General features: G+C 43.1%; 33 protein-coding genes and 1 tRNA gene. 5 read left to right on the forward strand and 29 right to left on the reverse strand.

The window, feature by feature from the left end:
- Positions 1-40 precede the first annotated feature (40 nt).
- Both FFM84_RS04070 and FFM84_RS04075 read right to left on the reverse strand, forming a co-directional pair.
- On the reverse strand, positions 41-313 hold the full coding sequence (locus FFM84_RS04070; protein WP_130843277.1) for a GIY-YIG nuclease family protein: 273 nt from the start codon (positions 311-313) through the stop codon (positions 41-43).
- Entirely contained in the window at positions 303-1055 is a 753-nt protein-coding gene (locus FFM84_RS04075) for a tRNA1(Val) (adenine(37)-N6)-methyltransferase (protein WP_130843276.1), read from the reverse strand. Before FFM84_RS04075 ends, FFM84_RS04070 begins: the two co-directional genes overlap by 11 nt.
- Positions 1056-1165: 110 nt before the next feature.
- Between FFM84_RS04075 and FFM84_RS04080 the strand changes: the two genes are divergently transcribed.
- Complete coding sequence (locus FFM84_RS04080; protein ID WP_130843275.1) at positions 1166-1801, forward strand: lysophospholipid acyltransferase family protein; 636 nt, start codon at positions 1166-1168, stop codon at positions 1799-1801.
- Between the two features lie 17 nt (positions 1802-1818).
- Here FFM84_RS04080 and FFM84_RS04085 read toward each other — a convergent pair whose 3' ends face one another.
- Both FFM84_RS04085 and FFM84_RS04090 read right to left on the reverse strand, forming a co-directional pair.
- A complete protein-coding gene (locus FFM84_RS04085; protein WP_130843274.1) occupies positions 1819-2052 on the reverse strand; it encodes a YneF family protein in 234 nt (77 codons plus the stop codon).
- 97 nt (positions 2053-2149) lie between these two features.
- Entirely contained in the window at positions 2150-2413 is a 264-nt protein-coding gene (locus FFM84_RS04090; protein ID WP_165444428.1) for a DUF896 domain-containing protein, read from the reverse strand.
- Between the two features lie 131 nt (positions 2414-2544).
- Here FFM84_RS04090 and lexA point away from each other — a divergent pair, with 131 nt between their 5' ends.
- Complete coding sequence (gene lexA / locus FFM84_RS04095; protein WP_130843272.1) at positions 2545-3174, forward strand: transcriptional repressor LexA; 630 nt, start codon at positions 2545-2547, stop codon at positions 3172-3174.
- Between the two features lie 97 nt (positions 3175-3271).
- On the opposite strand, the gene FFM84_RS04100 is transcribed toward lexA, so the two are convergent.
- Together FFM84_RS04100 and FFM84_RS04105 are read right to left on the reverse strand one after the other, a co-directional pair.
- On the reverse strand, positions 3272-3919 hold the full coding sequence (locus FFM84_RS04100; RefSeq protein ID WP_130843271.1) for a DNA alkylation repair protein: 648 nt from the start codon (positions 3917-3919) through the stop codon (positions 3272-3274).
- A gap of 57 nt (positions 3920-3976) precedes the next feature.
- Positions 3977-4906: a GH25 family lysozyme gene (locus FFM84_RS04105; RefSeq protein WP_130843270.1), complete on the reverse strand. Its 930-nt coding sequence runs from the start codon at positions 4904-4906 to the stop codon at positions 3977-3979.
- Positions 4907-5074: 168 nt separating this feature from the next.
- On the opposite strand from FFM84_RS04105, the gene FFM84_RS04110 reads away from it, so the two are divergent.
- Complete coding sequence (locus FFM84_RS04110) at positions 5075-5683, forward strand: hypothetical protein (RefSeq protein ID WP_130843269.1); 609 nt, start codon at positions 5075-5077, stop codon at positions 5681-5683.
- A gap of 44 nt (positions 5684-5727) precedes the next feature.
- Here FFM84_RS04110 and FFM84_RS04115 read toward each other — a convergent pair whose 3' ends face one another.
- Positions 5728-6897 (reverse strand): hydroxymethylglutaryl-CoA synthase, encoded by a 1170-nt coding sequence (locus FFM84_RS04115; RefSeq protein WP_130843268.1) that lies wholly within the window; start codon positions 6895-6897, stop codon positions 5728-5730.
- A 293-nt stretch (positions 6898-7190) separates the two neighbouring features.
- Between FFM84_RS04115 and FFM84_RS04120 the strand changes: the two genes are divergently transcribed.
- On the forward strand, positions 7191-7682 hold the full coding sequence (locus FFM84_RS04120; protein WP_174795748.1) for a DUF7000 family protein: 492 nt from the start codon (positions 7191-7193) through the stop codon (positions 7680-7682).
- 16 nt (positions 7683-7698) lie between these two features.
- On the opposite strand, the gene FFM84_RS04125 is transcribed toward FFM84_RS04120, so the two are convergent.
- The 22 genes from FFM84_RS04125 to fabZ all read right to left on the reverse strand — a co-directional run bounded on the left by FFM84_RS04125 (position 7699) and on the right by fabZ (position 23540).
- Positions 7699-8655, reverse strand: a complete 957-nt coding sequence (locus FFM84_RS04125; protein WP_130843267.1) for an NAD-dependent epimerase/dehydratase family protein — start codon at positions 8653-8655, stop codon at positions 7699-7701.
- Between the two features lies 1 nt (position 8656).
- Positions 8657-9088 carry a MerR family transcriptional regulator gene (locus tag FFM84_RS04130; RefSeq protein WP_165444429.1) on the reverse strand — a complete coding sequence of 144 codons (432 nt, stop codon included), beginning with the start codon at positions 9086-9088 and terminating at the stop codon, positions 8657-8659.
- Between the two features lie 131 nt (positions 9089-9219).
- Complete coding sequence (locus tag FFM84_RS16075) at positions 9220-9378, reverse strand: hypothetical protein (protein WP_165444430.1); 159 nt, start codon at positions 9376-9378, stop codon at positions 9220-9222.
- 609 nt (positions 9379-9987) lie between these two features.
- Positions 9988-10254, reverse strand: coding sequence for a hypothetical protein (locus FFM84_RS16080; protein ID WP_165450236.1), 267 nt, complete (start codon positions 10252-10254; stop codon positions 9988-9990).
- A 9-nt stretch (positions 10255-10263) separates the two neighbouring features.
- On the reverse strand, positions 10264-10623 hold the full coding sequence (locus tag FFM84_RS04135) for a hypothetical protein (RefSeq protein ID WP_130843264.1): 360 nt from the start codon (positions 10621-10623) through the stop codon (positions 10264-10266).
- A 228-nt stretch (positions 10624-10851) separates the two neighbouring features.
- A complete protein-coding gene (locus FFM84_RS04140) occupies positions 10852-11214 on the reverse strand; it encodes a hypothetical protein (protein WP_130843263.1) in 363 nt (120 codons plus the stop codon).
- 711 nt (positions 11215-11925) lie between these two features.
- A tRNA-Ser gene (locus tag FFM84_RS04145) sits at positions 11926-12013 on the reverse strand.
- 104 nt (positions 12014-12117) lie between these two features.
- The gene (locus FFM84_RS04150) at positions 12118-12597 is read right to left on the reverse strand and encodes a hypothetical protein (protein WP_130843262.1); all 480 of its coding nucleotides are present in this window, start codon (positions 12595-12597) and stop codon (positions 12118-12120) included.
- Positions 12598-12611: 14 nt separating this feature from the next.
- Positions 12612-13403 carry a CAP domain-containing protein gene (locus FFM84_RS04155; RefSeq protein WP_165444439.1) on the reverse strand — a complete coding sequence of 264 codons (792 nt, stop codon included), beginning with the start codon at positions 13401-13403 and terminating at the stop codon, positions 12612-12614.
- A 315-nt stretch (positions 13404-13718) separates the two neighbouring features.
- Positions 13719-14249, reverse strand: coding sequence for a 4'-phosphopantetheinyl transferase family protein (locus tag FFM84_RS04160; protein WP_130843260.1), 531 nt, complete (start codon positions 14247-14249; stop codon positions 13719-13721).
- Complete coding sequence (gene fabI / locus FFM84_RS04165) at positions 14249-15007, reverse strand: enoyl-ACP reductase FabI (protein ID WP_130843259.1); 759 nt, start codon at positions 15005-15007, stop codon at positions 14249-14251. Before fabI ends, FFM84_RS04160 begins: the two co-directional genes overlap by 1 nt.
- Positions 15008-15027: 20 nt before the next feature.
- Entirely contained in the window at positions 15028-15801 is a 774-nt protein-coding gene (gene accA / locus FFM84_RS04170; RefSeq protein ID WP_130843258.1) for an acetyl-CoA carboxylase carboxyltransferase subunit alpha, read from the reverse strand.
- Positions 15794-16636, reverse strand: coding sequence for an acetyl-CoA carboxylase carboxyltransferase subunit beta (locus tag FFM84_RS04175; protein WP_130843257.1), 843 nt, complete (start codon positions 16634-16636; stop codon positions 15794-15796). Before FFM84_RS04175 ends, accA begins: the two co-directional genes overlap by 8 nt.
- Complete coding sequence (locus FFM84_RS04180; protein ID WP_130843256.1) at positions 16605-17993, reverse strand: acetyl-CoA carboxylase biotin carboxylase subunit; 1389 nt, start codon at positions 17991-17993, stop codon at positions 16605-16607. Before FFM84_RS04180 ends, FFM84_RS04175 begins: the two co-directional genes overlap by 32 nt.
- 20 nt (positions 17994-18013) lie before the next feature.
- Positions 18014-18430, reverse strand: coding sequence for a 3-hydroxyacyl-ACP dehydratase FabZ family protein (locus tag FFM84_RS04185; RefSeq protein WP_130843255.1), 417 nt, complete (start codon positions 18428-18430; stop codon positions 18014-18016).
- Positions 18430-18861, reverse strand: a complete 432-nt coding sequence (locus FFM84_RS04190) for an acetyl-CoA carboxylase biotin carboxyl carrier protein (protein ID WP_130843254.1) — start codon at positions 18859-18861, stop codon at positions 18430-18432. Before FFM84_RS04190 ends, FFM84_RS04185 begins: the two co-directional genes overlap by 1 nt.
- Positions 18858-20099: a beta-ketoacyl-ACP synthase II gene (gene fabF / locus FFM84_RS04195; RefSeq protein ID WP_130843253.1), complete on the reverse strand. Its 1242-nt coding sequence runs from the start codon at positions 20097-20099 to the stop codon at positions 18858-18860. Before fabF ends, FFM84_RS04190 begins: the two co-directional genes overlap by 4 nt.
- Positions 20100-20116: 17 nt before the next feature.
- Positions 20117-20842 carry an SDR family oxidoreductase gene (locus FFM84_RS04200; protein ID WP_130843252.1) on the reverse strand — a complete coding sequence of 242 codons (726 nt, stop codon included), beginning with the start codon at positions 20840-20842 and terminating at the stop codon, positions 20117-20119.
- Positions 20839-21768, reverse strand: a complete 930-nt coding sequence (locus FFM84_RS04205) for an ACP S-malonyltransferase (RefSeq protein WP_130843251.1) — start codon at positions 21766-21768, stop codon at positions 20839-20841. The genes FFM84_RS04200 and FFM84_RS04205 overlap by 4 nt, the downstream gene beginning before the upstream one ends.
- 3 nt (positions 21769-21771) lie before the next feature.
- On the reverse strand, positions 21772-22020 hold the full coding sequence (locus tag FFM84_RS04210) for an acyl carrier protein (RefSeq protein ID WP_130843250.1): 249 nt from the start codon (positions 22018-22020) through the stop codon (positions 21772-21774).
- A gap of 31 nt (positions 22021-22051) precedes the next feature.
- Complete coding sequence (locus tag FFM84_RS04215) at positions 22052-23026, reverse strand: beta-ketoacyl-ACP synthase III (protein WP_130843249.1); 975 nt, start codon at positions 23024-23026, stop codon at positions 22052-22054.
- Between the two features lie 76 nt (positions 23027-23102).
- Positions 23103-23540, reverse strand: coding sequence for a 3-hydroxyacyl-ACP dehydratase FabZ (fabZ, locus tag FFM84_RS04220; protein WP_130843248.1), 438 nt, complete (start codon positions 23538-23540; stop codon positions 23103-23105).
- Between the two features lie 294 nt (positions 23541-23834).
- Here fabZ and FFM84_RS04225 point away from each other — a divergent pair, with 294 nt between their 5' ends.
- A complete protein-coding gene (locus FFM84_RS04225; protein ID WP_371852216.1) occupies positions 23835-24293 on the forward strand; it encodes an HIT family protein in 459 nt (152 codons plus the stop codon).
- Positions 24294-24850 lie beyond the last annotated feature (557 nt).

Genomic DNA, 24850 nt, shown 5'->3' on the forward strand with positions numbered 1-24850 from the left:
GTAAATGTCAGAAATAGAATGACTATTTATGAAAACTTTGCTAAATTTTCACATCATGGGCAGCTAAATACTGTAATTTCGCCTTTCGTGGCTGATGTTTAAACGCATATTCAGCTTTCAAAGCGGCTGATTTATTGTCAAAAGTTTCATGATAAATCATTTTTAAGGGACGTCGTGACGCTGGCCGGGTATATTTAGCCCCTTTACCTGCGTTATGTGTCGCCAATCGTCGATCTAAATCATCTGTAAACCCACCATACAATGTCTGATCCGCACATAACAAAACATAAAAATAATACGGTTTACTTGCCATAAAGTAATTGTCGCACCTCTTCTTGATACGTGCCATCTGCCGCATAGACCACGATTGGTGGCATAATGCGCACGCCATTGGGTTTGCCATCCTTAATCATTTCAATCAATACCATATTTGCTTCACGATCCGCTTTGGGATGCACAAATCGTAACCGTTTAGGGGCTAAGCGATGTTGCTGCATCGCTGCAAATAAATCATCCAAGCGTTCTGGTCGATGAACGAAGTAGGCCTTGCCATTCATTTTCAGTAAATCACTCGTCGCACCCAAAATATGATCAAGATCCGCCGTTATTTCATGACGGGCAATCGCTAAATGAGGATTGGGATTTTTTTGACTTTCAGGTTGATCCTTAAAATATGGTGGATTGCATAGTACCACATCGATCGAATCTTTTTTAAGTTGATCCGTAACGGTCAACAAATCTTGATTCAACACCGTCATTTGATCAGTCAAGTCATTTAATTGAATACTCCGTGTTGCCATATCGGCCAAGCGTGGTTGTAATTCCACTTCTGTGATATGACCATTCGTTGTGCCACTCACGAAGAGACCAACCGCTCCATTACCCGCACAAAGATCAACAATTTGTGTTTTAGCGGCCCGACTCACAGTGGCAAAAGCGCCCAGCAAAACAGCATCAAGTGAAAACGAAAAAACGGTTGGACTTTGAATGATTTGAATATTCTTACTATATAATTGGTCAATACGCTCATCCGCGCGTAAGGCGATTGTCGCCATGTGATCCCACCCTTTTTTAAAATATCATTGTCAGCTTACCACAAATTGCTTGCACCAAGTGAAAACTTTCGTCATACTATGGACAGGATCTGATCGAAAGGAAGATTGCCATGTTCTATTCATTTATGCGGGGCTTGGTTCGGGTCATCATTGGCTTAATCAATGGCAAGCCACGATACCAAGGTCGCGAAAACTTACCCGATGGGGCTTATATTTTAGTTGGTCCCCACCGGACGTGGTTTGACCCGTTGCTATATGCCCTCGCAGGGAGTCCAATGCAATTTAGCTTTATGGCGAAAGAAGAACTTTTCAAAAACCCCGTTTTACGGTTTATTTTAACGCGCGCCAATGCGTTTCCGGTTAACCGGGATCATCCTGGTCCCTCAGCGATTAAAACACCGGTTAAGTTTTTACGTAGCGGTAAATTATCACTGATTATGTTTCCATCTGGAACTCGTCATTCCCAAGAATTAAAAGGTGGCGCTACCGTCATTGCTAAAATGGCCCGTGTCCCATTGATTCCAACGGTTTATCAAGGCCCATTGACGTTTAAGCGGCTCTTTACTCGCCAGAGAATTACCGTTCGTTTTGGCAAACCGATCTATATTGATCGTAAGCTCAAACTCGACGAAGCTGGTCAAAAACAAATTGAAACCCAAATGCTGACCGCGTTTGATGAATTAGATCAAGCAATTGATCCTAACTTTCATTACGTTGATCCAGCCACAAAAAAACACGCCCATTAATGGCGTGTTTTTTTAGCTTATTTTTCGTTGCGAGCCGAAGCTTTCATCGAATTTAACATTTGATGAAGTTTCTTTTCTGATGGGCGTTGACCCATTTGCATCATCATGGTCCGTAACATCTCTTCACTAATTGGTGGATTTTGCTTTAAGTAGTTCTTCATGTAGTGCCGTGCACCGAAGAAACCGCCGACTAACCCGATTAAGATCCCAACTAGTAAGACCAATACACCAATACCAATATTCACAGTCATTCCCCTCCCTTAAACAGTCTTCAATAAACTAGTCTACACAACTTATTTATAAAAGAAAAGGAAAATTTACACAAAGTGTAAACTTTCCTTCATTAACTTAATCGTCACGTAAGCCGCGATCCCGTTGGATCTGACGAACTTTTTCAGGGGTAACTTCTTTGCCTTGCTTGTCGTACACTTGTAACATTTCAACTTGTTGACGGAAACCCGCCCGAAATTCTTTTAAGTATTTCTCACGTAAATCTTTACGTTCGACTTTTTCTAATTCAGTCAGACCTTCTGTTTTGGCTTTGTGTGCCAATTCATTAATACGGCCTAATAATTCTTTTGAAATCAATCCATTCGCTCCTTTCAAAAGCATGAATAGAATACCTGATTTCCGAACATAAATCAATTAAAAGACTTTGTCAACCGAACATTTGTTTGAAAGGTGCTGCAGGCTATGCTACAATTGGTGTAACCAACAATGAAAATAAAAAATGAGGTGCCACGATGAGTAAAACATCAGAAAGCAAACAAATGGCCGTTCTACGTTTTATTTATGAACGTGTCAATGAGAAAGGCTATCCGCCAACGGTCCGCGAAATTGGCGAAGCTGTCAACTTGTCTTCGACCTCCACGGTACATGGACACATGTCTCGACTTGAGAAAAAAGGCTTGTTGCAAAAAGATCCAACGAAGCCCCGAGCAATTGAAGTAACCCCCGCTGGTTATGAAGCTTTGGGTGTTGAAACCATGCCTCATCAAATTCCCGTTTTGGGAACAGTAACGGCTGGTCAACCCATCTTAGCGGTGCAAGAAGCAACCGACTATTTTCCAATGCCGAAAGAACTCGAAACTTTTGGCGGTGACTTATTCATGCTCACCATTCGTGGTGAAAGTATGATTAACATCGGGATCATGGATGGCGATCAAGTCATCGTCCGGCGGCAAAGTTTTGCGGATAACGGTGATATTATCATTGCGATGACCGATGAAAACGAAGCTACTTGCAAACGTTTCTTCAAAGAAGCTGATCATTATCGACTCCAACCAGAAAATGATACGATGGCTCCCATTATCCTAACGAGTGTCAGTGTCTTAGGTAAAGTTGTCGGTTTATACCGTGACATGCTTTACTAATTTTCAACCAATAAAAGAGCTGCGTGACCTATTTTGGTCGCACAGCTTTTTTATTGTTATTCCTGATACATCAGCATATTGCCACACCCAATTTATGTTAATGACCTGGCAAATACTTACTAGCTTCCCGTTTGGCCAAATTTGATAACACCGGATGCGTGACTAAGAAGTTGGCTACCCAGGCTGGTTCAGTCTTACTGTAATCACGTAAGGCCCAGCCAATCGCTTTTTGAATAAAGAATTCTGGGTCATCCTGATTCTGTTCGATCATTTTTGTTAGGTACAATGGATTTGTCGCCGATTTTTGTCCCAGTTGCAACGTAATCCCGACTCGTCGCAACCACTTATCTTCAGCTATTAGATAATCTTCACCTAACGTTGCCAATGCTTGGTGCTGCCAAATATACGTGGCTAAGACTTTTCGCCAACTATCAACACTATCCCACCAAGCTGACACAGTGACCTGATCTTGACACCATTGATACTGTGCTGGAGTTAAACGACGAACATTAGCTAAAGCCAAATCAATTGCCACATATTGATACTCGCGATATGGCTGTTGATAATAAAATTCAAGCCAAGTTGTCAATTCGGCTGACGTCACTTTCTTACTCTGCTGCGCGATGGGCCGTGTCAATTGTCGCCGTTCACCGGCTTTAACGCCTAAAAATTCGAATTGATGCCGCATATAGGCCGCCATTGGTGCTTGATTATTTGGATAAGTGGGTAAGAATAATGATAGCATTGACTTTTTCCTCCTAAAAAAGGTGATCGGAACTCGCCCGATCACCTTTTAAATCGTTTATTCTGTAACGACTAATGTCTTTTTAGCACTAATATATTGATTATTACTTAGCTTAAAGCGATAAGCACCACCGTTAGACTTCTTAACCGCTTTAACGGTTAACGTTGTCCCTTTGGCGTACTTAGAACCACTCTTAGTCTTAAAGCTAACGTCTTTATAGCCATTAACTTTTTTGAGTGTCTTAACTTGCTTACTTGTTGGCACACTATGGTAATACTTGGTCGTCTTTTTCGCTGAGACGCTGCTATTAATAGTACTACTGTGTGGCAACAACCAGCTGCTAACTGCACTACTGTCTAAAATTTTACTCAAATCAACATTGCCGCTAATCCCACTAACCCGGCCAGTTGCTGAATATTGCCATAAATCCGCAGTTAATTTTGGCTTGGCTGAATAATTGGCAATCCAAACACCGTCAAATAAACTTTGATCGAATTTTACAGTACTTGCATACCATTCCCCAGAATACAAGATTAACTTTTTATTCGTCAACTTGCGCATTTGCGTGACCCAAGCTTTTGCATATTTCCGTTCAGCTGCAGCACTGACGCCGCTCATGTGTTTTTCATCGTCTAACACAAAGAACTTCGCTTTTGAATTGCTACGGCTGTAAAATTGCTTGGCTTCCGTTTGGGCATCCGCCACACTGGTGAATTCTGCAAAAGCGTATTGACCAAATGGCACCCCATATTTCGCGGCACCATTAGCATTGACATTACGTTTCGTATCAATTGTACCGCCACCATGTTGAACCCGAATGATGGCCATCTTCGTCACCTTAGATGTTTTTGACCAGTTGATGTTACCTTGGTATTGAGACACATCAATCACTTTATTGGCACTGGCAAAGGCACTCGTACTAATCCCTAGTGCAATTAACCCACTAATTCCAGCAATTATCAGTCGACCTAACTTTCCTTTTCGCATGTGCACGCTCCTCTTTATTAGCTGACCCCATTGTACAATGTAAATAAGGCAATGCCACGACAGTTATTTTACATTTTCTTAACAAATATTTTTGCTAACTACTTTCGGCGATTAAATTGTTCAATGGTATAATGAACTTACCAATCAAAATTTTGGGAGTTGGTCTTTTTGTTATTTTTAGCAATTATCGGTATTATCGTTTTCCTATTAGCTATTTTTTCGTTATTTTCGGCTCGGCAATCTGGCGGTGGCTGGAAGTTTTTAGCTGTCATCACCGTTATCAGCGCGTTAGTCACCATTTACGCCACCATCAAATTACCATTTTGGCCCTATAATCAAACTAAAACTGAACAGACTACGAAAAGTAGCAGTGCCACATCAAATTCGGCCAAGCTCGACTCATCGGACACGGTCTTTAATGAAGACAGTCAAAAGAAAGCCGCGGCAACGACTAAACTTAAAGAAGACAGTATCCTGAAACAATTGAAGACAAATTATCAATCGATCGGAACGTTTACTTTGGATCGTGACACTAAGACTTTCACGTTAAAACCAACTGGTAAAAAATACGTGAAATCGTTAAAAATTATCAAAAAGTACCCTAGCAAGAACCAAAAAGCCCGTACGACTGTGGTTAGTAACTATGAATCCTTGTCTAAATCAATCAAGAAGAATTTAGCTAAAGGCTATACCGTTCGCGTCTTAGAACCTGGGACCACTAAAACCTTGCTTAGCCTGAAAGATGGTCAAGTTCTCGTTAATAATTTAAAGAAATAGCCACTAAAGGCCGCAATCCGTTTGACGTGATTGCGGCCTTTTTATTAAGCCTGTTGATCCAAATATTGACGCTGCTCGTTTACTTGGCCGGTTAATACAAATCGCTGTGGATCATTTTGATAGTCCAATTGCTGATCATCCGCAATCCATTGCAATTGATGATTAAAGAGTGCTTCATATTCGGCCACATTCACTCGTTGACGACGGGTCAATCGTTGTGGTAACTCAAGATCTAATCCACGTTGATATTTTGGCTGCAAGCGACCCGTATAGAACTCGCCTTCCGCGCCAGAACCGTAGCTAAAGAGACCGATCAAATCGCCAGCTTTCAAATCCGGATCACTAACTAATAAAGATAACAAGCCTAAATAAAGCGACCCGGTATACAAGTTACCCACTTGCCGACTAAATCGCCGCGCATGTTCAAAATGGGCCAACAACGTTGTTTGCTGATCAGTTGTCGCCATTGGCAAAACACTTCGTAACGCCTTTAAACCCATTTTTGTATATGGCAAATGGAAGGTTAACGCTGCAAAATCGGCTAAATCAGCTGACTGTTCTTTTAAGTACGCTTGGAACACATCTTGGAAGTAGTCAATGTAAATGTTGGATGAGTATTTACCATCGACCAAGGCTTCGGTATGATACAATGGCCGCCAAAAATCCATCACGTCGTCACTCAGTACGACTGAATCATCGTTTAATACTAAAATCTGTGGATCAGCACTCACTAACATCGCGACGGCACCACCACCTTGGGTCGGCTCCCCAGCGGTGTTCAATCCATAACGAGCGATATCACTACCAATCACTAACGCTTTTTTAGTTGGATGAACCCGAATGTGATCGGCCGCTAACTGTAACCCAGCCGTAGCCGCATAGCAGGCTTCCTTCATTTCAATCGTTCGTGCCCGTTTGGACAATCCTAGTAATTTGGCAACATAAATAGCCGCCGCCTTAGAATTATCAACGCCAGATTCGGTGGCGACAATCACTAGATCAATGGCCGCAATATCTTCAGCGGTTAACATCGGATAGGCCGCATTAGCTGCCAAGGTAACGGTGTCTTGCGACGGTGGAATCACCGCCATTTGTGATTGACCGATCCCAATTAAATACTTATCTGGGGCCTGTTGTCGAGCATCGGCTAGTTCAGCCATGTCAACATATAGATGTGACGTGGCAAAATGCATTTTATCAATTCCGACTTGCACGTAATCTCCTCCAATTGGTTAATACTAATTAATATTTTTTCAAATGATGGTTTTTGTTTAATTATAAAATGGCGCTGCTATGCTATTATCCTTTTTGTTATGCACAATCTCTTTTATCGTCCAAACAAACTGGATCATAAACACCGACTTAACACTTACCCTAGTTTAACCGAAACAAGCTTAAAAAGTAATCTAATTCCGTTTATTTAACCAATCTCTCGAATATCTGTTGACAGGCTAGATGTCCTCTAGGAAGATGATGATAAAAACACCAGCTAAAAAAGAGGATAATGATGACTAAAAATTTAAATCAATATGTTGACATCTACAAGAAAGCACTAAATAAAGGCGAGATTGAAATCGCTTATGTTGCACTCCGAAAGTTTATGTCCACGTTACGGGCCACTTTCATCAAAAATGCGCCACAATATACTTGCGGTAACGTGTTTTCAGGCTACATGGACTATACCTACTTTTATTTTTATGATAGTTATTTAAAAGAAAAACAATTACGTTTTGGATTAGTATTGAATCACCAAAAAATGCAGTTCGAACTCTGGTTATTAGGCAGAAACGAAAAAGTTCAAGCGGGCTATTGGGAATTACTTAAAGATTCACATTGGAATTCGAAACTAAATGAAAAACCGATCTATTCCGTCTTAAGCATCACGCTTTTAGCAGATCCAGACTTTAACGACCTCGATTCGCTTGCAACGCTTATTTGGCAAGCAACATTAACACATACTCGCGACATCGAAGACGATTTAAGAACCCACTCCCACTAATGGTTTTCAATGTTGATTAGTTTACTCTGACCAAGCCACGTTCCACATAATTTTGAACCGCAATTTTAATCGTCTCAACGTTGGAATAACGCGGCTGATAGTCAAGTAGCCGTTGTTCTTTGTTGACATCAAATGAGCCACTACGCGCAATATGATAATACGTATGTTCACAAGCCGCTTTATCATTAACATAAGCACACCACTCACGCCATGGTAGAAAATCAATTTGTGGCGTTTGATTAAAATAGGCATACATCAACTTGGCATAACCATATAACGTTATCGAGCCCCCACTAGCGGCATCGAAACTTTCACCAAGTGCCTGATTACGATGACCAATGGCTTGAAAGAAGCATTGCGCCACATCATAAGCATGAACATGATGTAACGTCTCCATCCCAAAGTTTGGTAATAAAATGGGTTCGCCATTTGCGATCTTTTGAAATGGGGTCAACAATGTATTACCCCATGGATTAATAATTGCCCAACCTGGCCCAGAAATTTGACCAGGCATGATAATGGTCGCTGGAAAATGATGCTCACGATACTCGGCCTTTAAAAACTGTTCCGAGGCGAACTTTTCTTTACCATAGTCATCCAGTGGTTCTTTTTGAATGGAATCTGGATTCAACGGCAACACTTCGGCGCGACCGTGTGCCCAACATGATGAACAAAATAAATAGTGACTGCAGCGTGTCTGCCGTAGCGCCGATACCATTGATTGCGTCTCTTTTAAAGTAAAACTAATCAAATCAACCACTACATCTTGATCAAGTGCGGCAATTTTTTCAGCAAACTCAGGATCTTGTTGCCGATCTAATTGCACAGTTTCGACGCGTTGCCAAGCAGGATCTGAAACATAAGGATTTGCTTGACCACGCGTCACACTAACCACTTCGTGACCAGCATTCACTAACATTGGTACTAAATAGGTGCCGATATGCCCTGAGCCACCAGTTACCACAATTTTCATCCTAATCATCCTCCATATTCATAATTTTAGGAAAAGGTAAACTTTCATCATTCGCATTAACCGACTCCGTTCCAGCTGCGACAGCGCGTTGATAATAGGCAGCCTTATAGTTCAAGCAGTCGCGATAGGTTTGTAACTTAAGAATCTCTTTATCGACTGCGGCCATCTGATCTTTAAAAATGGTCAATCGCTTTGCTAACGTGGCATCCCCGCCACGCGTTAACGCTACATACTCCTGAATCTGTGAAATGGTCATTCCGGTTCGTTTCAGACATAAGACGACATATAAATAATGTAGGTCATCTTCTTCAAACAATCGTTTACCACCAGTTGAACGCTTAATATCCGGCATTAATCCTTGTTGATCATAATATCTAAGCGTATTCACCGACACACCCAGTCGTTGGGCGACTTCGCCAATACTATATGTCACCATCTCATCTCCTATGTACTTATCTTAAAACCTCGCGTGTACGCGAGGTCAAGGGGAAACATCATTTTTATTTGATTAAAGTGAAAAAGTCTTATATAGACTGCTACTCAATAATTTATTACTGCGCATCACTAAAAATCAATATTATGTTGCTCTTGATAAGCTAATAACGCTAAATATTCATCATAGGCTTTCTTAGCTTCATCAGGAGCATTGTCTACAAGTTCAAGTGGGCCAGTTGAATGCCAAATATACCATTCTGGATGTTTTACAAATTCACAGATAAACATTTTTATTTTTCCTCTTTAAATTCGATTAACGATAACTTCCATTGACCGGGCGAAAGCTAGAATACTTGTAGCAGTGTTTCTAATATATCCGATCATGATAATCATCAGGAGTATCAACTGGAATGCCAGTTTCAAGGCATCCATCAATTAGTTTCTTGACTCGATAGGCACCTTTGACTGAAAAGTCATAGTTCTCACTCCTAGTTATATTGAGGTACTCATAAAGTGGAAATCCGATCTGAAAATAGGACTCATATTTAGCCATAACTTGATTAATAATAGCCATTGCACCACTTTCTGCACTAAACAACATTGATCACCGCTTTCTATAAATCTCTGTCCGAAAACATTCTACAAAGAGACTAAACAAAATTCGCCTAACAAGCTAAATCGAATACTTCTTAAAAATCAATCTCATGTTCTTTTTCAGCTTCCTAGGGTATCTTCAACCAATACCACATGGCTCAAGTAAACCACTCAAAATGTTTCATTAACTCCTGAACGAGCACCCTTCCTTAAATCTTTTTTGCTGATAATACTTTTCAATAATATCATCTTGTCGAGGAAAATCGATGTATAAAAAATAACACTCAACTTTATCGTTGGGTGCTAATAATAGCGAGTAATCCCATTTTTGTCGGTTTTACCACTTTGTTTCATTTTTTCTTGGTAATCATCAAACTCTTGTTTTGCCCATGCAGGTGCATTCGGATCAATTGTATCATTGCCCTCTATATCAGTACTCGATTCCTTTTGGTTGATCGAGCATCCTGCAACACCTCCAGTGACATCCTTTTTCCAAGTGCTTTTTAAACACCCGTGCCTATCACGATGATCTATCGATATCTTGATACCTAAAAAGTCACTTCTTTTCAAATTGAAGAACTATTTTACTGCGTTAGGAAAATAATATTGTGCATAATTCTTCATATTATCTAAAAACGACTCAACATTTTGTGAAGTTATTGGCCCAACCGTATTAGTCGATACCGTCTCCAACCAATCATAATAGGTGTTAGCAGCTACACTTTTTCGAACAGCTTGCAACACTTCTCCTCGAGAATAACGACTATATTCATTATCTAGTTGTTGCCGAATTGGCCGAATATATTTAACTGCACGCTTAGGGCTCGCCTCGTTGAAAAGCTTTGCAGCTTCAACACCGTATGTTAAATATTCTTGCACTCGTTCAATCAGTTCTTCTTTAGTATATTCAAAGATAGCAAAATCCAAAAATGCATTCATGTTTTTATACACCTCCAAATAATAACTATACAAAAAAATTCGTTGTTAAGCGAGGCTTAGTAAAAACTTCGCTAGACATTTATAGACAATAATTTATTTGCTCAACAAATTCAAATTTTGAATAATCAGTACTGGTACCAATCTTTTTATCCCAATTTGCTATATTTCGTTAATTATACAGCAGGCCAACGTTTAGACTCGCTCTAATTAGGAGACATTTAACACCTACTATCTTTTTGCTTTACGCTCCTCTACATCCGTTCGAATCTCATTTAAACACCGTTGATACGAGTTTCTCAAATCATCATAATCACTTATTTTTAGCTGAATTATAGTTAAGGGATCAACAGAATATCCGGCAAAATCGTCCTTGAGACAAGAAATAATAAACGCTGTATACATCGGAAGCATTTGTAAGTCATCTTTAGAATATATAATTTTCATTCCAGTCGCATCTTCATACGGATGCGTATACACATACTGCATCATAGAGGCTAATGCATTTACAGTTCTATCTGAACCATAAATAACAGTTTGATGAATCAAGTCCATTAGTTCCGTCACACCGGCCTCATCGTCGATCTTTTCCATGTATGTGATTCTGCGAGCCCATCTGTCAAACACTTCCTTTTGACCTTGACCACCTAGTTGCTTAAAGAAAGATTCTCTCTGTAATTGACTGCTGTCTTTGGATTTTCTATCTTCAAGAAGTTAATCCTGCCAAACATAAGGTGCTCGCGCGATGAATCCCAGAGCAATTAACAACCCAATTGTTACTAGCCAACTCGTAATGTCGTGCATTATTATCTCCTCCTAAAATCTAAACGTGACAAAACCTCAAAACTATCGCTGGTGTTAGTCAGAAGATAATTATAGTAATGAAAATTAACGTTCCATCTTACACTTCATAATAATTTTAATATTTCATTCAAAAAATTCTACTCAGTAACATGCGTTTTTACACCGTAACGTATCACACTCCAATTTTTACTGTAATACCTTTTATAATTTATTTTGTCATAGCTTTATCGTCTCTCTGCCTTTAAAATTCATCGATAATGATTCTTTTACAACTAAGAATAAAGATTAATTATCATATTTAGGCATAAAACTCACCCTATAACCTTCTATATATTTCAAAATGGCAATCATTTTAGGATATTTTCTATTTATCACACAAGAAGTGCACAAACAAGTTCCATATCATAGTACATTTCAATGAGATTTCAAAAAAAGGAACCCCGCTAAACGTTGATTTAACGGGATTCCTTTTTTTTGATGTTACTCTTATGAACCTTAATAAGGAGAGTACAGGATTTGAACCTGCGCGCCGGTATTAGCCGGTTCGACGGATTTCGAGTCCGTTGCATTACCACTCTGCCAACTCTCCATGTGGTACTTGAATAGTATAGCATAATTTATGTTGAGAACAAATATTTATTCAGGAAAATCCCGTCACATTTATCAGCATTTACTACACAAGTATCACTGATTTTACGACCGCACAATCGGCCCCTCTTCGCCCGAAAGCTTATGTGTCCGTTTAGCCGGGTTCTTAAGATCTAACTTGAATGCCTTTAGTTTCTTCTTTTGATACGTTTTATAATCAGTCGTTAACAACAATTTGCCCTTTCGGTAGACAACTGAATCAGAATGACCACCCTTAACGATGCCACGCTTTTGCGTATGACCCACTAACCGATAAACGTGCGGTCTGAGTTTCTTATACTTCAGATGAACATCCTTTTGTAACGGCCAATTAGATACCGCCAACGTAAATGATTTACTCGTCACTGTATAATAATAACCAAATCCTTCTGCCTGACTCGTCCTTTTACCTTGGTATAATCCCCGAATTTCTTTTGGCGTTCCGTGATGCCAGCTAGCCGCATTCACGGTTAGCGATCCCGCTGACAGCCCGATTACCGTCAGTAACATCAACAAACTAATTTTAAATAACTTTATTTTTTTCAACGACCTGCACCCCATTATTTATGTGACAGCAAGACAAACATATAAATCGCTTCACCATGCTGAGTCGCCCCAAAGCCAACCTGCGTATGCGTCTTACTCAACAAATATGGTTTAGCTTTAGCACCCTTATTTGCCACTAAATTCGTATGACTCATGAGCTCATCAATTGTACCTTTACCCCATTCGGCCCCGGTTTCGTAATGAATAATCGGATTATTTTTAGGCGCAATGTAATTATCGAAAACCCAACCAGCATGTGAAACACCGGTCACATTCACTTTAAATTTTTTACCAGATTTAAGCATTTGATTACTATTATTTTGCGCAACTCGATCAAGTTTTGCGTTTTCTTTCAACGCAGATAACCCTTGTTGTTTCCGTTCATTATTTAATGCCGTCAACGCGGCCTTCCGATAAGCCGTCACACTATATTTACCATAACCCCACAAGTTTTGGACATTGGTTGCATGAACGTATCCTTTCACTTTTCCATTTTTTGAGATGAGATAAGTTAAAGTAGTTGTCTGCCCATTTTTTTGACGGACCTTAACTTGTTTTGTGGCGTAAAACTTCGTGTATAAATATTTGGTCATCTGGTAGTTCTTATGCGTTAGCTTTGCGCTAGTATACATCCAACCACCATTGACATGTACCTTGCGCTTGGCCTGATACTCGGTCGTCTTGATCACCTTCGCCGCATTGGTCTTAGCCAGTGCTGGTTGAGTCTGGTTCGCTATCACAGCGGTACCCACCATTGCCACACTAAAAACCGTTAATGTCGACACCATTGCTTTTCTAATTGTCATCATTACTCCTCCAAATTCATGATTAACATATTATTACTTATGTTAATATTAACAAATAAGAATAATCCTATCAACATTAGTGGTAAAAAGAACGACATCATCTAATGACTTATGATCGTTATTTGGGTAATATTATTAAATAGTCTCTATAACCACAACCATTTTAACCTTTTATTATTTTTATAGATAAACAACCCATTGCTTATCAAGTCCCATTCTGTATCAGACAAAGCCAACGACAAAAAAGCCACGACAGAGATTAGACAACTTTCATCTAATCACCATCATGGCTTTCAAAAATCAAGTTTTCACATATCACCACGCCAACGTCCCCACAACTCCTGGTACGATTTTTACTGATATCAACTCAAATACCTGACCGTGATACATCGCACGATCACATAATGGCAACTGAACAACGACCTGGCGCGGTGATTTGGTTAACCCACAACCTAGTAATTTCAAAACGGCCTCTTTAGCTGTCCATAACCGCCAAGCCATGGTTACTTGTTCAACAGCCGACAACGACTGCAAGAAAGCCCATTCTGCTGCCGTAAACGCCCGCTTAATCTTGGTTAACACCAATGGCCGACATTGTTCAATATCGAACCCAACTGCTTGTGGCGCAACGATCACTGCCACGAACCGCTGAGAATGACTAATACTGACTCCCCAATGCGGTTTTGTAGGTAAATACGGTTGCCCTAAACGATGATAAGCTAACGATTCAGATTGCATCGCTCGCGCTAATGCCCGCCCAGTCTGGCTCTGAGCCAGTTTTAACCGCTGACCAACCATTCCATCAGGTAAAAGCTGCCACTTCAATTTAAAAGTGGTTAATGCCATCAGCTCAAATGAACCCCTTTATCCACGTAAATCACATCACCGGTCATCCCAGTCGATAGGTCACTCAACAAGAACGCGGCAACGTTGCCAATTTCACGCGTCTTCACAGGTACCCCATCAACCGTCATATTTTGTGACAATTTCAATAGTTGTCGATGCTCATGAATCCCAGTTACAGCTAAAGTTTTGACGGCTCCCGCTGAAATCGCATTGACGCGAATTTCTTGCGGGCCGAGATCACGCGCTAAGTAACGAACGTTGGCTTCCAGTGCAGCCTTAGCCACCCCCATCATATTATAATTAGGCACGGCCCGTTCAGAACCAAAATATGTCAGTGTCACCAAGCTAGCACCCGGTTTCAACATTGGCCGTGCTGCCCGTGCAATCGCAATTAACGAGTAGGCACTGATATTTTGAGCTAAATCGTAGCCGGCCTTAGTTGTCTCAACGAAATCACCTTCTAAGGTAGCCTTGTCCGCATAGGCAATGGCATGGATTAAGCCATCAATTTCACCGTATTCCGCTTTAATGGTCGCAAAAGCCTGTTCAATCTGATCATCATCGGCCACATCACAGGCAACCATGGGCTGATCTTTCGCAACAAACCGTTGCAAGCTTTGTTTCAAGCGATCATTTTGATACGTTAAAATCACCCGCGCCCCTTGAGCAATAAGGGCCTCCGTGCACCCCCATGCAATACTGCGCTGATTGGCCACTCCCATCACGACCAACGTTTTACCTGTTAAAATGCCATCCATAACTTCAAATCCTCACTTCATTAAAATTGACGATAGCGTGCCTGACGCTCAGCAACTAATTCAGTCACTGGCTTGGCCGCTAATCCTTGAAACGCTTGACTTAAGGCCTGTTGTAACTTATTACAGTCCGCAGCCGTTTTCACTTCTGGTACAATTCGTTCAACCATACCATCCGCTAACAGTTCCGCTGGGGTCAAACGCATTTTAGCGGCCGCTTGTGGCGCCTTATTGGCATGCTTCCATAAAATAGTTGCATAGCCTTCAGGCGACAAAATCGAATAAGTGCTGTGTTCAAATAACCAAACTTGATCACCACAAGCTAACGCTAACGCGCCGCCACTACCACCTTCACCCACAATCACACTGATAAATGGGACTTTCAATTGCAGTCCGGTTAATAAACAATCGGCAATGGCTCGCCCTTGTCCCGCATACTCAGCATCGACACCCGGATAGGCACCTGGCGTATTAATCAATGCTAATACCGGATAACCAAGCTGTTCTGCCAGCCGCATGACTCGTCGTGCTTTACGATAACCAGCTGGAGTGGCACATCCAAAATGCCGCGCTTGGTTTTCCATAGTCGATGTCCCTTTTTGAATCCCAATCGTCATCACGGTTTGACCAGCCAACATCGCTACCCCGGTAATAACCGCCTCATCATCACCGGCTTGTCGATCACCATGCAACTCAAAAAAATCGGTTGTCAATCCAGCTATCAAACGTTGAATGCTAATCTTGTCAGTTGCCCGTGCGGCTAACACTTGATCATACGCTGATTGATTTTCAGCCATTGTCGCCACCTCCACTCGTTAATCGTAATAAACGACCCAGCGTCGCTTTCAAAACTGGTCGTGGCACAACTTGATCAATCCAACCATTTTTTAATAAGGTTTCGGCGCGTTGAAAATCAACCGGTGGCGTCTGCTGAATCGTCTGTTCAATCACTCGGCGACCGGCAAACCCAATTAATGCCTTTGGCTCACTTAAAATAATATCGCCTTGCATCGCAAAACTAGCCGTCACACCACCAGTTGTGGGATCGGTTAAAACTGTTATATACAATAATCCGGCATTACGGTGTTTTGCTACTGCCGCTGACACCTTTGCCATCTGCATTAAAGCGGACATTCCTTCTTGCATCCGGGCACCACCCGATGCCGTCAATAGGATCACAGGTAACTTTTGAGCCGTACAACGATCAAATAATCGGGTGATTTTTTCTCCGGTGGCACTACCTAAACTACCCATCATAAAATAGGGATCCATCACACCTAACCCAACCGTCTCATCCTCAAGTTTGGCTAACCCAGTCAATACACTTTCTTTCAACTTAGTTGCTGCTTTTGCCTGCGTTATTTTCGCTCGATAAGCCGCATCAGCGAATCGTTCCGGTATTGTTAACTCAGCATCTAGTTCTTGAAAGTCATCTGTCAACTGAGCAACTCGTGTCCAAGCAGTTAACCGAAAGCCATAACCACAATGTGGACAAACTTGCCATTCAGTTAGTTCTTGGGTATAACAAGTTTTTTGACAGACCGGACATTGTGTCAATAACTCATCTGGAATTTGGTCGCGTCGCACCGATAATTGTTGCTCAGTTGGCGCTTGAAATTTTCGTTTGGGCATCGGTCAACCATCCTTTCAAAAATGACTTTTCAATATAAGTAGTGGTCGTCTCACCCGTTTGCACTGCAGTAGTGTCCAACAATGCAGTTAAGAAATGACGATTGGTCTTCACACCTGTAATCGATAATTCTGTCAAACACCGCTGCAATTTACGAATCGCCGTTGCGCGATGACGACTATGCACAATCACTTTCGCAATCATTGAATCGTAAAACGGTGAAATCGTACTTCCAGCAACCACGCCGGCATCAATTCGAACACCTAACGTACCGACTGGATACAATAATTGGTCAATCCGACCCGGTTGTGGGCGAAATTGTTGCGCGGGATCTTCGGCATTTAAACGTGCTTCAATCGCCACACCTTGAATTTTAATATCAGCTTGCGTGAATGGTAGCGGCTCACCGGCCGCAACAATCACTTGAGCCTTAATTAATTCGACACCCGTGACCATTTCAGTCACGGTATGTTCAACTTGCAATCGGGTATTCATTTCCAAAAAGTAAAACTGATGATCAGGGCTCATTAAAAATTCAAAAGTACCAGTATTTGTATAATGCAATTTCTTGGTTGTACTGGCAACTAGTTCACCTAATTGTTGGCGTTCGCTGGTCGTTAAGGCTTGACAAGGACTCTCTTCAATTACCTTTTGATGTTGTCGCTGTAGCGAGCAATCTCGCTCTGGTAAGTAGACGCTGGTCCCATGCTGATCAGCAATCACTTGAACTTCGATATGTTTAGCCGCCGTAATTATTTTTTCGAGATATAATCGGTCATCACCATAAGACACTTGGGCCTCTTGCTGGGCGGTTTCAAACGCGATCATTAACTCATGATCATTGTTTACCGCTCGAATACCCTTACCGCCACCACCAGCAGCGGCTTTGATCATCACTGGATAACCCAGTTGTTTAGCAGCCGTGACTGCCGCGCTTGCGGTATCCAGAATACCGACACTGCCTGGAATAACTGGCATCCCCAAAGCCTGCATCGTTTGGCGCGCAACGGCTTTGTCACCCATCTTTTCAATCACCGCAGGATCCGGGCCAATAAACGTCAATTGGCACTCCGCACACAAAGCAGCAAACGTCGCATTTTCAGATAAGAAACCATACCCAGGATGAATCGCTTGGCACCCCGTTAAATTAGCCGCACTAACAATTGCTTGCATATTCAAATAAGAGTCAACCGCAGGCCCAGCGCCAATACAAATCGCTTCGTCTGCCAACTGCACAAACGGGCTATCTTGATCAGCCACCGAATAAACGGCCACCGCTTGAATGGCTAATTCATGCAAGGCACGAATGATCTGTACCGCGATTTCACCACGATTGGCAATTAATACTTTGGTAAACATGACCGTTTCCTCCTTCACCTTTAAGGTTGTATAACAAAAATCAAATCGGCGGTCACCACGACTTGGCCTTCACAACGAATAACACCATGTCCCATGCCAATTCGATGCTTTAATTTAGTCAACGTCACCATGGTTTGCAGACGGTCACCAGGCTGTACCGAAGCTTGAAAGGTGGCTTGTTGAATGCCACCAAAAAAGACGTTTTTCCCCTGATTATCAGGCATCGAAAGCAACGCTGCCACCCCTGTTTGAGCGAGAATTTCTAGTAACAGTGGACGCAACATCGTCCGTCCAGTTAACGTCTCAGATTGAAAGAACCACTCGTTAATCGTTACGAGCTTCTCAGCCTGTGCCTGAACCCCTGGCGTCACGTCAATCAATCTGTCCAGTAGTTGAAACGGATACCGTTGTGGGATTAAGTCTTGAACAGTTGCCATTAGTCCACCTCAATCTCAAATAATGGCTCGTCATATTCAACCATGGTCGCATCGCTCACCAATATTTTCGTAATCGTGCCACTCACCGGACTTGGCACGTCATTGATTAGCTTCATCGCTTCAATCACACAGACCGTCTCACCGGCTTTAACATGATCACCAACTGATACAAAGGCCGGTTTATCAGGCGACGCGGCTAAATAAGCCACACCAACTAGTGGTGCTTTAATCTTTGGTTGCTCAGTAGTTACGGCTTTAGCAACTTGGTCTGCTATCACTGGCTTAGCACTCGCAGTGGTATCAGATGCCATGTCCACATTCTTATTTAAATGCAGCGTAAACTGGTCTGTCTTTAAATCCAACACTTGCGCCGTGGATGTATCAAACTGACTCATTAGGGTTGTAATCGTTTCACTGTTCAATTCACTCATGCAGTCACCCACTTTTTAAACGCCACCACCGCATTGTGTCCGCCAAAGCCGAAGGAATTACTCAACGCATAAGTAGGCGCAGTCTGCTGGTTGGCTTCATCTACTAGTGTGACTGGACACGCTGGATCTTGCTGCGTCACTCCCACATTAACCGGCAGACGACCTTGCTGCAAAGCACCAACCGTGGCAATCGCTTCAATTGCCCCCGCCGCACCAAGTAAATGACCGGTCATCCCTTTAGTACTGCTGACCTTCAGTGATTCATTAGCCGCAAAGAGACTGGCAATCGCCTGGGCTTCGGCGCTATCGTTGGCGGCCGTCGCGGTCCCATGCGCATTGATATAATCGACTGCTGCCGGCGTAATTCCCGCTTCATCAATCGCCTGTTGCATTGCGCGTTTGGCACCAGCACCATCTGGGCGTGGAGCTGTCATATGATAGGCATCACTCGTTGTCCCGTAACCCACAATTTCGGCCAAAATGGTCGCACCGCGTTGTTGCGCATGATCCAAGGTCTCTAGCACCAAGGTACCGGCACCTTCACCCATCACAAACCCTTGACGTTGGCTATCAAATGGTAATGACGCTTGCATCGGATCAGTCGCCTTAGATAAAGCTGTTAATGCCGCAAATCCCGCAATCCCAATCTGGTTCACAGAAGCTTCTGAACCACCTGTAATGATCGCGTCGGCTTTGCCTTGGCGTAGGTATTCAAACGCATCACCAATCGCATTCGTTGCCGAAGCACACGCTGTCACAATTGCTTGACTCGTGTTTTGCGCATTAAATTGCATCGCAATATTGCCCGCCACCATATTTACAATGGCATTTGGCACAAATAATGGTGAGACGCGTTTAGGACTCTTATCATGCATTTTAATCACTTGTTCTTCGATCGTCGTTAAGCCACCGATGCCGGACCCATAGATGACGCCTAAGCGTTCGGGGTCAATTGTCTCGGCCGTCAAACCGGCTTGGGTCATCGCTTCATCGGCGCTATATAACCCATAAGTTGAAAACAAGTCCAACCGGTTAGCTAATTTTTTAGCCAAGCGTTTCTCCGGTTGAAACCCGTTGACTTCGCCAGCAACGGTAATTCCCGTCGCAGTGGCATCAAATTTAGTAATTGGGTTAATCCCAACTTGACCTGCAAAGATCCCCGTCAAAAAATCGGTCACATCGTTTCCTAAAGGGGTGACGGCCCCCATCCCAGTTACAACGACTCGTGGTTGTGTCATCTTCATTCCTCCTAGCATTAAATCGTCATCCCACCATCGATGGTGACGACCTGTCCAGTTAAATAAGGTTGTTGTAATAAAAATTGAATTACTTGGGCGACTTCCGCCGGCGTTCCAAACCGGTGTAATGGAATCTCGGCCAACGCCGCTGTCGTCACTGGCTCGGACAATTGATCAGTCATGGCCGTCGTAATCATCCCAGGCGCCACGGCATTACACCGAATCTGGCGACGAGCCCCTTCTTTAGCGGTTGTCTTGGTTAAACCAATGACTCCCGCTTTACTAGCAGCGTAATTGGCTTGGCCAATATTGCCGTGCAAGCCCACCACACTAGCAACATTCACAATAGCCCCACGATGCTGACGTTGCATGACTTTTAGCGCATATTTCGTCATGTTAAACGTCCCGACCAAATTCGTTTGTAACACGGCTGCAAAATCTTGCCCACGTAACCGCGTTAATAACTTGTCGTGGGTGATTCCTGCATTGTTCACTAACCCATCCAAGCGGCCAAAGCGCGCCATAACTGTTGCCACAAGTTGCTCAGCGCTGGTCTCATCACCGACATCGCCGACTAGTTGGGTGACATTGGGCCATTTTGCCTGCAGCTGTGCCCAGTCATCGGCCGGTAGTTCATGATGCACGTTCATAACAACTTGCCCTACTTGTGGGGCTAATTGGGCAACCGCTGCGCGGCCAATACCATGAGCAGCACCCGTAATCAAAATCACATCATCGGTCATGCTTGAACACCTCCATTAATCAAGGCCATCAGCGCCTGCCAGTCATGACTATTTTCTAACGTGAACACGTTAGCCGTTGGAATCGTCTGTTTGGCAAACTTCGCTAAATTATGACCAGGTCCCACTTGAATAATCATATCGACCGCGGCCGCTTTCACAGCCTGTAAACATTGGTCAAAATGCGTTGGGGCCACTAACTGTTGCGTTAACGTCGTTTTCACGGTCGCCATGGTAAATGGTTGCCCTGTTGTGTTACTGATCACCGGTACTTGGGGTAAGCGAACATCTACAAAATCCAACCGTTTCGCTAAAGCGGTACTTGCCGTAGTCATTAATGGTGTATGTGAAGCCACCGCCACTGATAGTGGTACCACGCGTTTAATACCGTGAGTTTTTAAAAAGGCTGTTGCAGCCTGAATACCAAGCGCATCACCGCCCAAAACAATTTGATCGGCTAAATTATAATTGGCTGGATAAGCACGTCCACCCGCAGTCTGTGCGGCTCGACAGGCCATCTCAACCAGTTCCGGCGTTACCTTTAATGCCGCCACTAGTTGTCCTGGCTGTTGTAAGCCGGCACGTTCCATATAACGGGCGCGATCAGCAACGAGTTTTATCCCAGTCGACACAGACATCACTTTAGCCGCAATCAGGGCACTATATTCGCCTAAGCTCAATCCCGTCACCACAGCGGGTTGTGGAAATTGGGACTGTAGCAACTGATATAAACCCAAATCCATGGCCGTGATGGCGACTGGAATTCGGGTCACATCGTCTAGCCAATCGTCATCACAGCGTAAGTCCCAAGTCAGTTGTTGATTAACCGCATCAATTGCAGTTCGATAAATGGGTTGTTCAGCATATAAATCAGCCCCCATTCCCGCAAATTGCTGCCCTTGACCACTGAATAAAATTGCCGTTTTCATCGGCTATTCCTCAGGCGTACTAACTTGAGCAACCACATAATTGACCAAATCACCCACCGTCGCTAACGCATCATCGGTTTCAATTTCAATATCATATTCATCCTCAATTTTGTCGATCACTTCAAAGACATCTAAGCTATCCAACGCCAAGTCATCGGCAAAATTTGTCGTCATCGTAATCTTGGCAGCATCCACATCTAATTGCGTTACGATCATCTTTTTTACTTGTTCAAATACCTCTGTGTTAGTCATGTTAAAATCCTCCATAAAAGTTAGTTTTGACTTATAAAGTCACAATTGCGGTTCCGACAGATAGGCCACCGCCAAACCCGGTAAACACCAATTTATCGCCTGGCTGATAAGTTCCTCGTGCGAGTTGCTCAGCCAATAAAATTGGTTCACTAGCGGCTGCCGTATTGCCGTAATCAGCAATATTCATCGGTAACTGGTCGGTGGTTAGTTGTAATTGGTCACCCACCTGCTTAATAATTCGTGCGTTGGCCTGATGTAAAATAAATCCTTTAATATCGGTTGTTGTCAGTTGTGCATCAGTTAAGGCCGCCTGAATTGAAATTGGCACTTGCTTGGTGGCAAAGTCATAAACACGGCGACCATTCATTTTAAATGGCCACTGCGTGCTGTCCGTGGCAGTTGCCCACGGATGCTGATTTGGCAACTGTCCAGCCGTTAAATAGTGACCGGCCGCACCAAATGTCGCATAATGACTACCTAGCCATTGTCCGCTCGACTCGGCTGGTCGTGTTATGAGCAGCCCACCGGCACCATCGCCAAACAGCACAGCCGTACGACGATCATGCCAATCGACTAACCGACTAAGCGTTTCACTGCCAATCAGCATGGCGGTTTGCCCTGGTTGCAAGTGACAATTAACCACTTGCATACCATAGACAAATCCCGCACAAGCCGCATTAATATCAAACGCAACCGCATTGTCAGCACCGATCGCTGCTTGAACCTGTGTCGCAGTAGCCGGCGTTAAGTAATCCGGTGACATTGTCGCCACGACGATGAGATCAATTGCGGTAGCGGCGACTTGGCTTTGTCTTAATAATTTTTTAGCAACCGCCGCGGCTAAGCTAGTTGTCGTTTCAGTCGTGGCAACATGTCGTTGCCGAATGCCCGTGCGTTGTGTGATCCAGTCATCCGAAGTCGGCATCAATGCCGTTAAGTCTTGATTGGTCACCACTTTTTTGGGTACTGCTTTGGCACTCGCTAATATCGAAAATGATTGTGTCATGGGGGTAGTCGAGATGTGTGCTCAAGCTTCCCAAACCGCCAACATCTCGACCCTAAGCCACCTTTCTCTCAAAGATTTAGTCGGTCGCCCCAACAATAAAGGTTAAATCCGCCGTACAAGCCGGCTGATCATCGACCATTGCCTGGCAACTAACCGTTCCCATGTTGGATCGTTGTTTGGTCAATTGGACATGTAATTTTAAAACATCACCTGGCCGTACCATGTGCCGAAACTTGGCTTGTTTGATCGCGCCTAAATAGGCGGTTTTACCTTGAAACTTTTCAGATTTCAAAATCAGAATTGATGCGGCCTGTGCCAAGGCTTCAATGATTAGAACACCTGGCATCACCGGATTACCCGGAAAATGGCCTTGAAAAAAAGATTCGTTAATCGTGACATTTTTCGTCACAACAATTGATTCTCCTGGATGTAACTCGTCCACCCGATCCATAAATAAAATGGGATAGCGATTCGGAATCAATTGCATAATTTCACTTGCTGATAAGACACTCATTGTTTGTTGCTCCTTTCGTGGCGTTTGGGAATGGCATTAAGTTAGCGATTTGGGAAAAAATTGTCAATCGATTTTTGGCAAATCGTTTATAATATGTCATTTCTAATTAAACCTAAAAGCTGATGCCAATTGACTTTCGACCGCACAAATTTATTTTGGAATTTATAGGCATTTTACGCTAAACTGATATCAGTTTAGCTAATGAATGTCATCAGGTTAGTTATTGGACTATAAAGTTTATAATGTGTTAAATACCTGTTTTATTAAAATAATTAAAAGAAAGCCGTCATGCTCATGAAAAATTGCCTCATTTGCCAACGGATCACCGCCATTCAGCAGCACCAAAATCCTTGGTTCGTGCGCGAACTGACAAGTGGTTACGTTGTCTTGGCTGATTCTCAATATTTTAAAGGTTATACGCTTTTCCTCGCCAAAGCTCACGTGACGGAACTTCACTTAATGACGCCAGCACAAAAAACACGCTTCTTAATTGAAATGAGTTGGGTCGCCGAAGCTTGCGCACTAGCCTTTCACGCCGATAAAATGAACATTGAAATGCTCGGTAATGGTGACGCCCATGCTCATTGGCATCTTTTTCCACGCCATCTTGGGGATACGCCTAAACCCGGACCAGTTTGGTGGGTTGATCCAGCCATCATGTATGCCGACACAGCGACCCCCAATGCGACCGAATTAGCAACAGCTAAAGCCGCATTGAACCAAGCGTTAGATCACGTTTTAGCTAAATACTAAAGGTTGAAAGTTAAGTATGACGGTAATTACGCTAAATTGATCACCTACGTCAGCCAGCGATTCTGCCGGCTGTGGGGACCGGTTCCAGCCAAAGTGCGGGCTGCCACCTCGCTTTCGAGCCTAGCAAAAACCGCTAGTCTCAAAAGTCGTCCACATCGTAAAGTCCGGAAAAGTCATTCGGACTAACGATGTTTTCACGGCCGGCGCCATCACTGGCTAACTCCGGTTACCTTGTGGTTGTTAATCAAGTTTGTGATCACCACTATAACTGAGAGTGCGCACACATTGAGCCCAGCCGTGGGAAGCTCTTAGCGATTTATCGCTTAGAGCTTGGCGCTTTTGAAACACGGGTTTGGTGGTTCAAAACGACGGTTCAGACCGCTCTTTGGCTGAACCGGTCCGCCCACAGCGTTCCGGCTCAATGTGGGCGAACGGTAGGTGGCAAGTACGATCAGTTTTGATCGATGAATGCTCATCATGTCAACGATTATTGCTAAAAAGTAGCTTTCAACCTTTAGCTAAATATCAATAATTTGAAAATAAAAAAAACCAATTCG

Origin of the sequence: Lactiplantibacillus mudanjiangensis, from assembly GCF_005405385.1 — a bacterium.
Classification (GTDB): Bacteria; Bacillota; Bacilli; order Lactobacillales; family Lactobacillaceae; genus Lactiplantibacillus; species Lactiplantibacillus mudanjiangensis.

Excerpts from the sequence above, each read along its gene's own strand:
- FFM84_RS04105 (WP_130843270.1), bottom strand. The coding sequence starts at position 4,906 with ATGCGAAAAGGAAAGTTAGGTCGACTGATAATTGCTGGAATTAGTGGG.
- FFM84_RS04125 (WP_130843267.1), bottom strand. The coding sequence starts at position 8,655 with ATGAAAATTGTGGTAACTGGTGGCTCAGGGCATATCGGCACCTATTTA.
- accA (WP_130843258.1), bottom strand. The coding sequence starts at position 15,801 with ATGGCTGAAAATCAATCAGCGTATGATCAAGTGTTAGCCGCACGGGCA.
- fabZ (WP_130843248.1), bottom strand. The coding sequence starts at position 23,540 with ATGAGTGTCTTATCAGCAAGTGAAATTATGCAATTGATTCCGAATCGC.
- FFM84_RS04100 (WP_130843271.1), bottom strand. The coding sequence starts at position 3,919 with ATGCTATCATTATTCTTACCCACTTATCCAAATAATCAAGCACCAATG.
- FFM84_RS04075 (WP_130843276.1), bottom strand. The coding sequence starts at position 1,055 with ATGGCGACAATCGCCTTACGCGCGGATGAGCGTATTGACCAATTATAT.
- lexA (WP_130843272.1), top strand. The coding sequence starts at position 2,545 with ATGAGTAAAACATCAGAAAGCAAACAAATGGCCGTTCTACGTTTTATT.
- fabF (WP_130843253.1), bottom strand. The coding sequence starts at position 20,099 with ATGACACAACCACGAGTCGTTGTAACTGGGATGGGGGCCGTCACCCCT.
- fabI (WP_130843259.1), bottom strand. The coding sequence starts at position 15,007 with ATGGATGGCATTTTAACAGGTAAAACGTTGGTCGTGATGGGAGTGGCC.
- FFM84_RS04185 (WP_130843255.1), bottom strand. The coding sequence starts at position 18,430 with ATGGCAACTGTTCAAGACTTAATCCCACAACGGTATCCGTTTCAACTA.
- FFM84_RS04135 (WP_130843264.1), bottom strand. The coding sequence starts at position 10,623 with ATGAATGCATTTTTGGATTTTGCTATCTTTGAATATACTAAAGAAGAA.
- FFM84_RS04175 (WP_130843257.1), bottom strand. The coding sequence starts at position 16,636 with ATGCCCAAACGAAAATTTCAAGCGCCAACTGAGCAACAATTATCGGTG.
- FFM84_RS04180 (WP_130843256.1), bottom strand. The coding sequence starts at position 17,993 with ATGTTTACCAAAGTATTAATTGCCAATCGTGGTGAAATCGCGGTACAG.
- FFM84_RS04210 (WP_130843250.1), bottom strand. The coding sequence starts at position 22,020 with ATGACTAACACAGAGGTATTTGAACAAGTAAAAAAGATGATCGTAACG.
- FFM84_RS16075 (WP_165444430.1), bottom strand. The coding sequence starts at position 9,378 with ATGTTTATCTGTGAATTTGTAAAACATCCAGAATGGTATATTTGGCAT.
- FFM84_RS04140 (WP_130843263.1), bottom strand. The coding sequence starts at position 11,214 with ATGGAAAAGATCGACGATGAGGCCGGTGTGACGGAACTAATGGACTTG.
- FFM84_RS04225 (WP_371852216.1), top strand. The coding sequence starts at position 23,835 with ATGAAAAATTGCCTCATTTGCCAACGGATCACCGCCATTCAGCAGCAC.
- FFM84_RS04080 (WP_130843275.1), top strand. The coding sequence starts at position 1,166 with ATGTTCTATTCATTTATGCGGGGCTTGGTTCGGGTCATCATTGGCTTA.
- FFM84_RS04190 (WP_130843254.1), bottom strand. The coding sequence starts at position 18,861 with ATGAGTGAATTGAACAGTGAAACGATTACAACCCTAATGAGTCAGTTT.
- FFM84_RS04070 (WP_130843277.1), bottom strand. The coding sequence starts at position 313 with ATGGCAAGTAAACCGTATTATTTTTATGTTTTGTTATGTGCGGATCAG.
- FFM84_RS04160 (WP_130843260.1), bottom strand. The coding sequence starts at position 14,249 with ATGGCATTAACCACTTTTAAATTGAAGTGGCAGCTTTTACCTGATGGA.
- FFM84_RS04155 (WP_165444439.1), bottom strand. The coding sequence starts at position 13,403 with ATGACAATTAGAAAAGCAATGGTGTCGACATTAACGGTTTTTAGTGTG.
- FFM84_RS04120 (WP_174795748.1), top strand. The coding sequence starts at position 7,191 with ATGACTAAAAATTTAAATCAATATGTTGACATCTACAAGAAAGCACTA.
- FFM84_RS04090 (WP_165444428.1), bottom strand. The coding sequence starts at position 2,413 with ATGCTTTTGAAAGGAGCGAATGGATTGATTTCAAAAGAATTATTAGGC.
- FFM84_RS04215 (WP_130843249.1), bottom strand. The coding sequence starts at position 23,026 with ATGACACAATCATTTTCGATATTAGCGAGTGCCAAAGCAGTACCCAAA.
- FFM84_RS04205 (WP_130843251.1), bottom strand. The coding sequence starts at position 21,768 with ATGAAAACGGCAATTTTATTCAGTGGTCAAGGGCAGCAATTTGCGGGA.
- FFM84_RS04200 (WP_130843252.1), bottom strand. The coding sequence starts at position 20,842 with ATGACCGATGATGTGATTTTGATTACGGGTGCTGCTCATGGTATTGGC.
- FFM84_RS04085 (WP_130843274.1), bottom strand. The coding sequence starts at position 2,052 with ATGACTGTGAATATTGGTATTGGTGTATTGGTCTTACTAGTTGGGATC.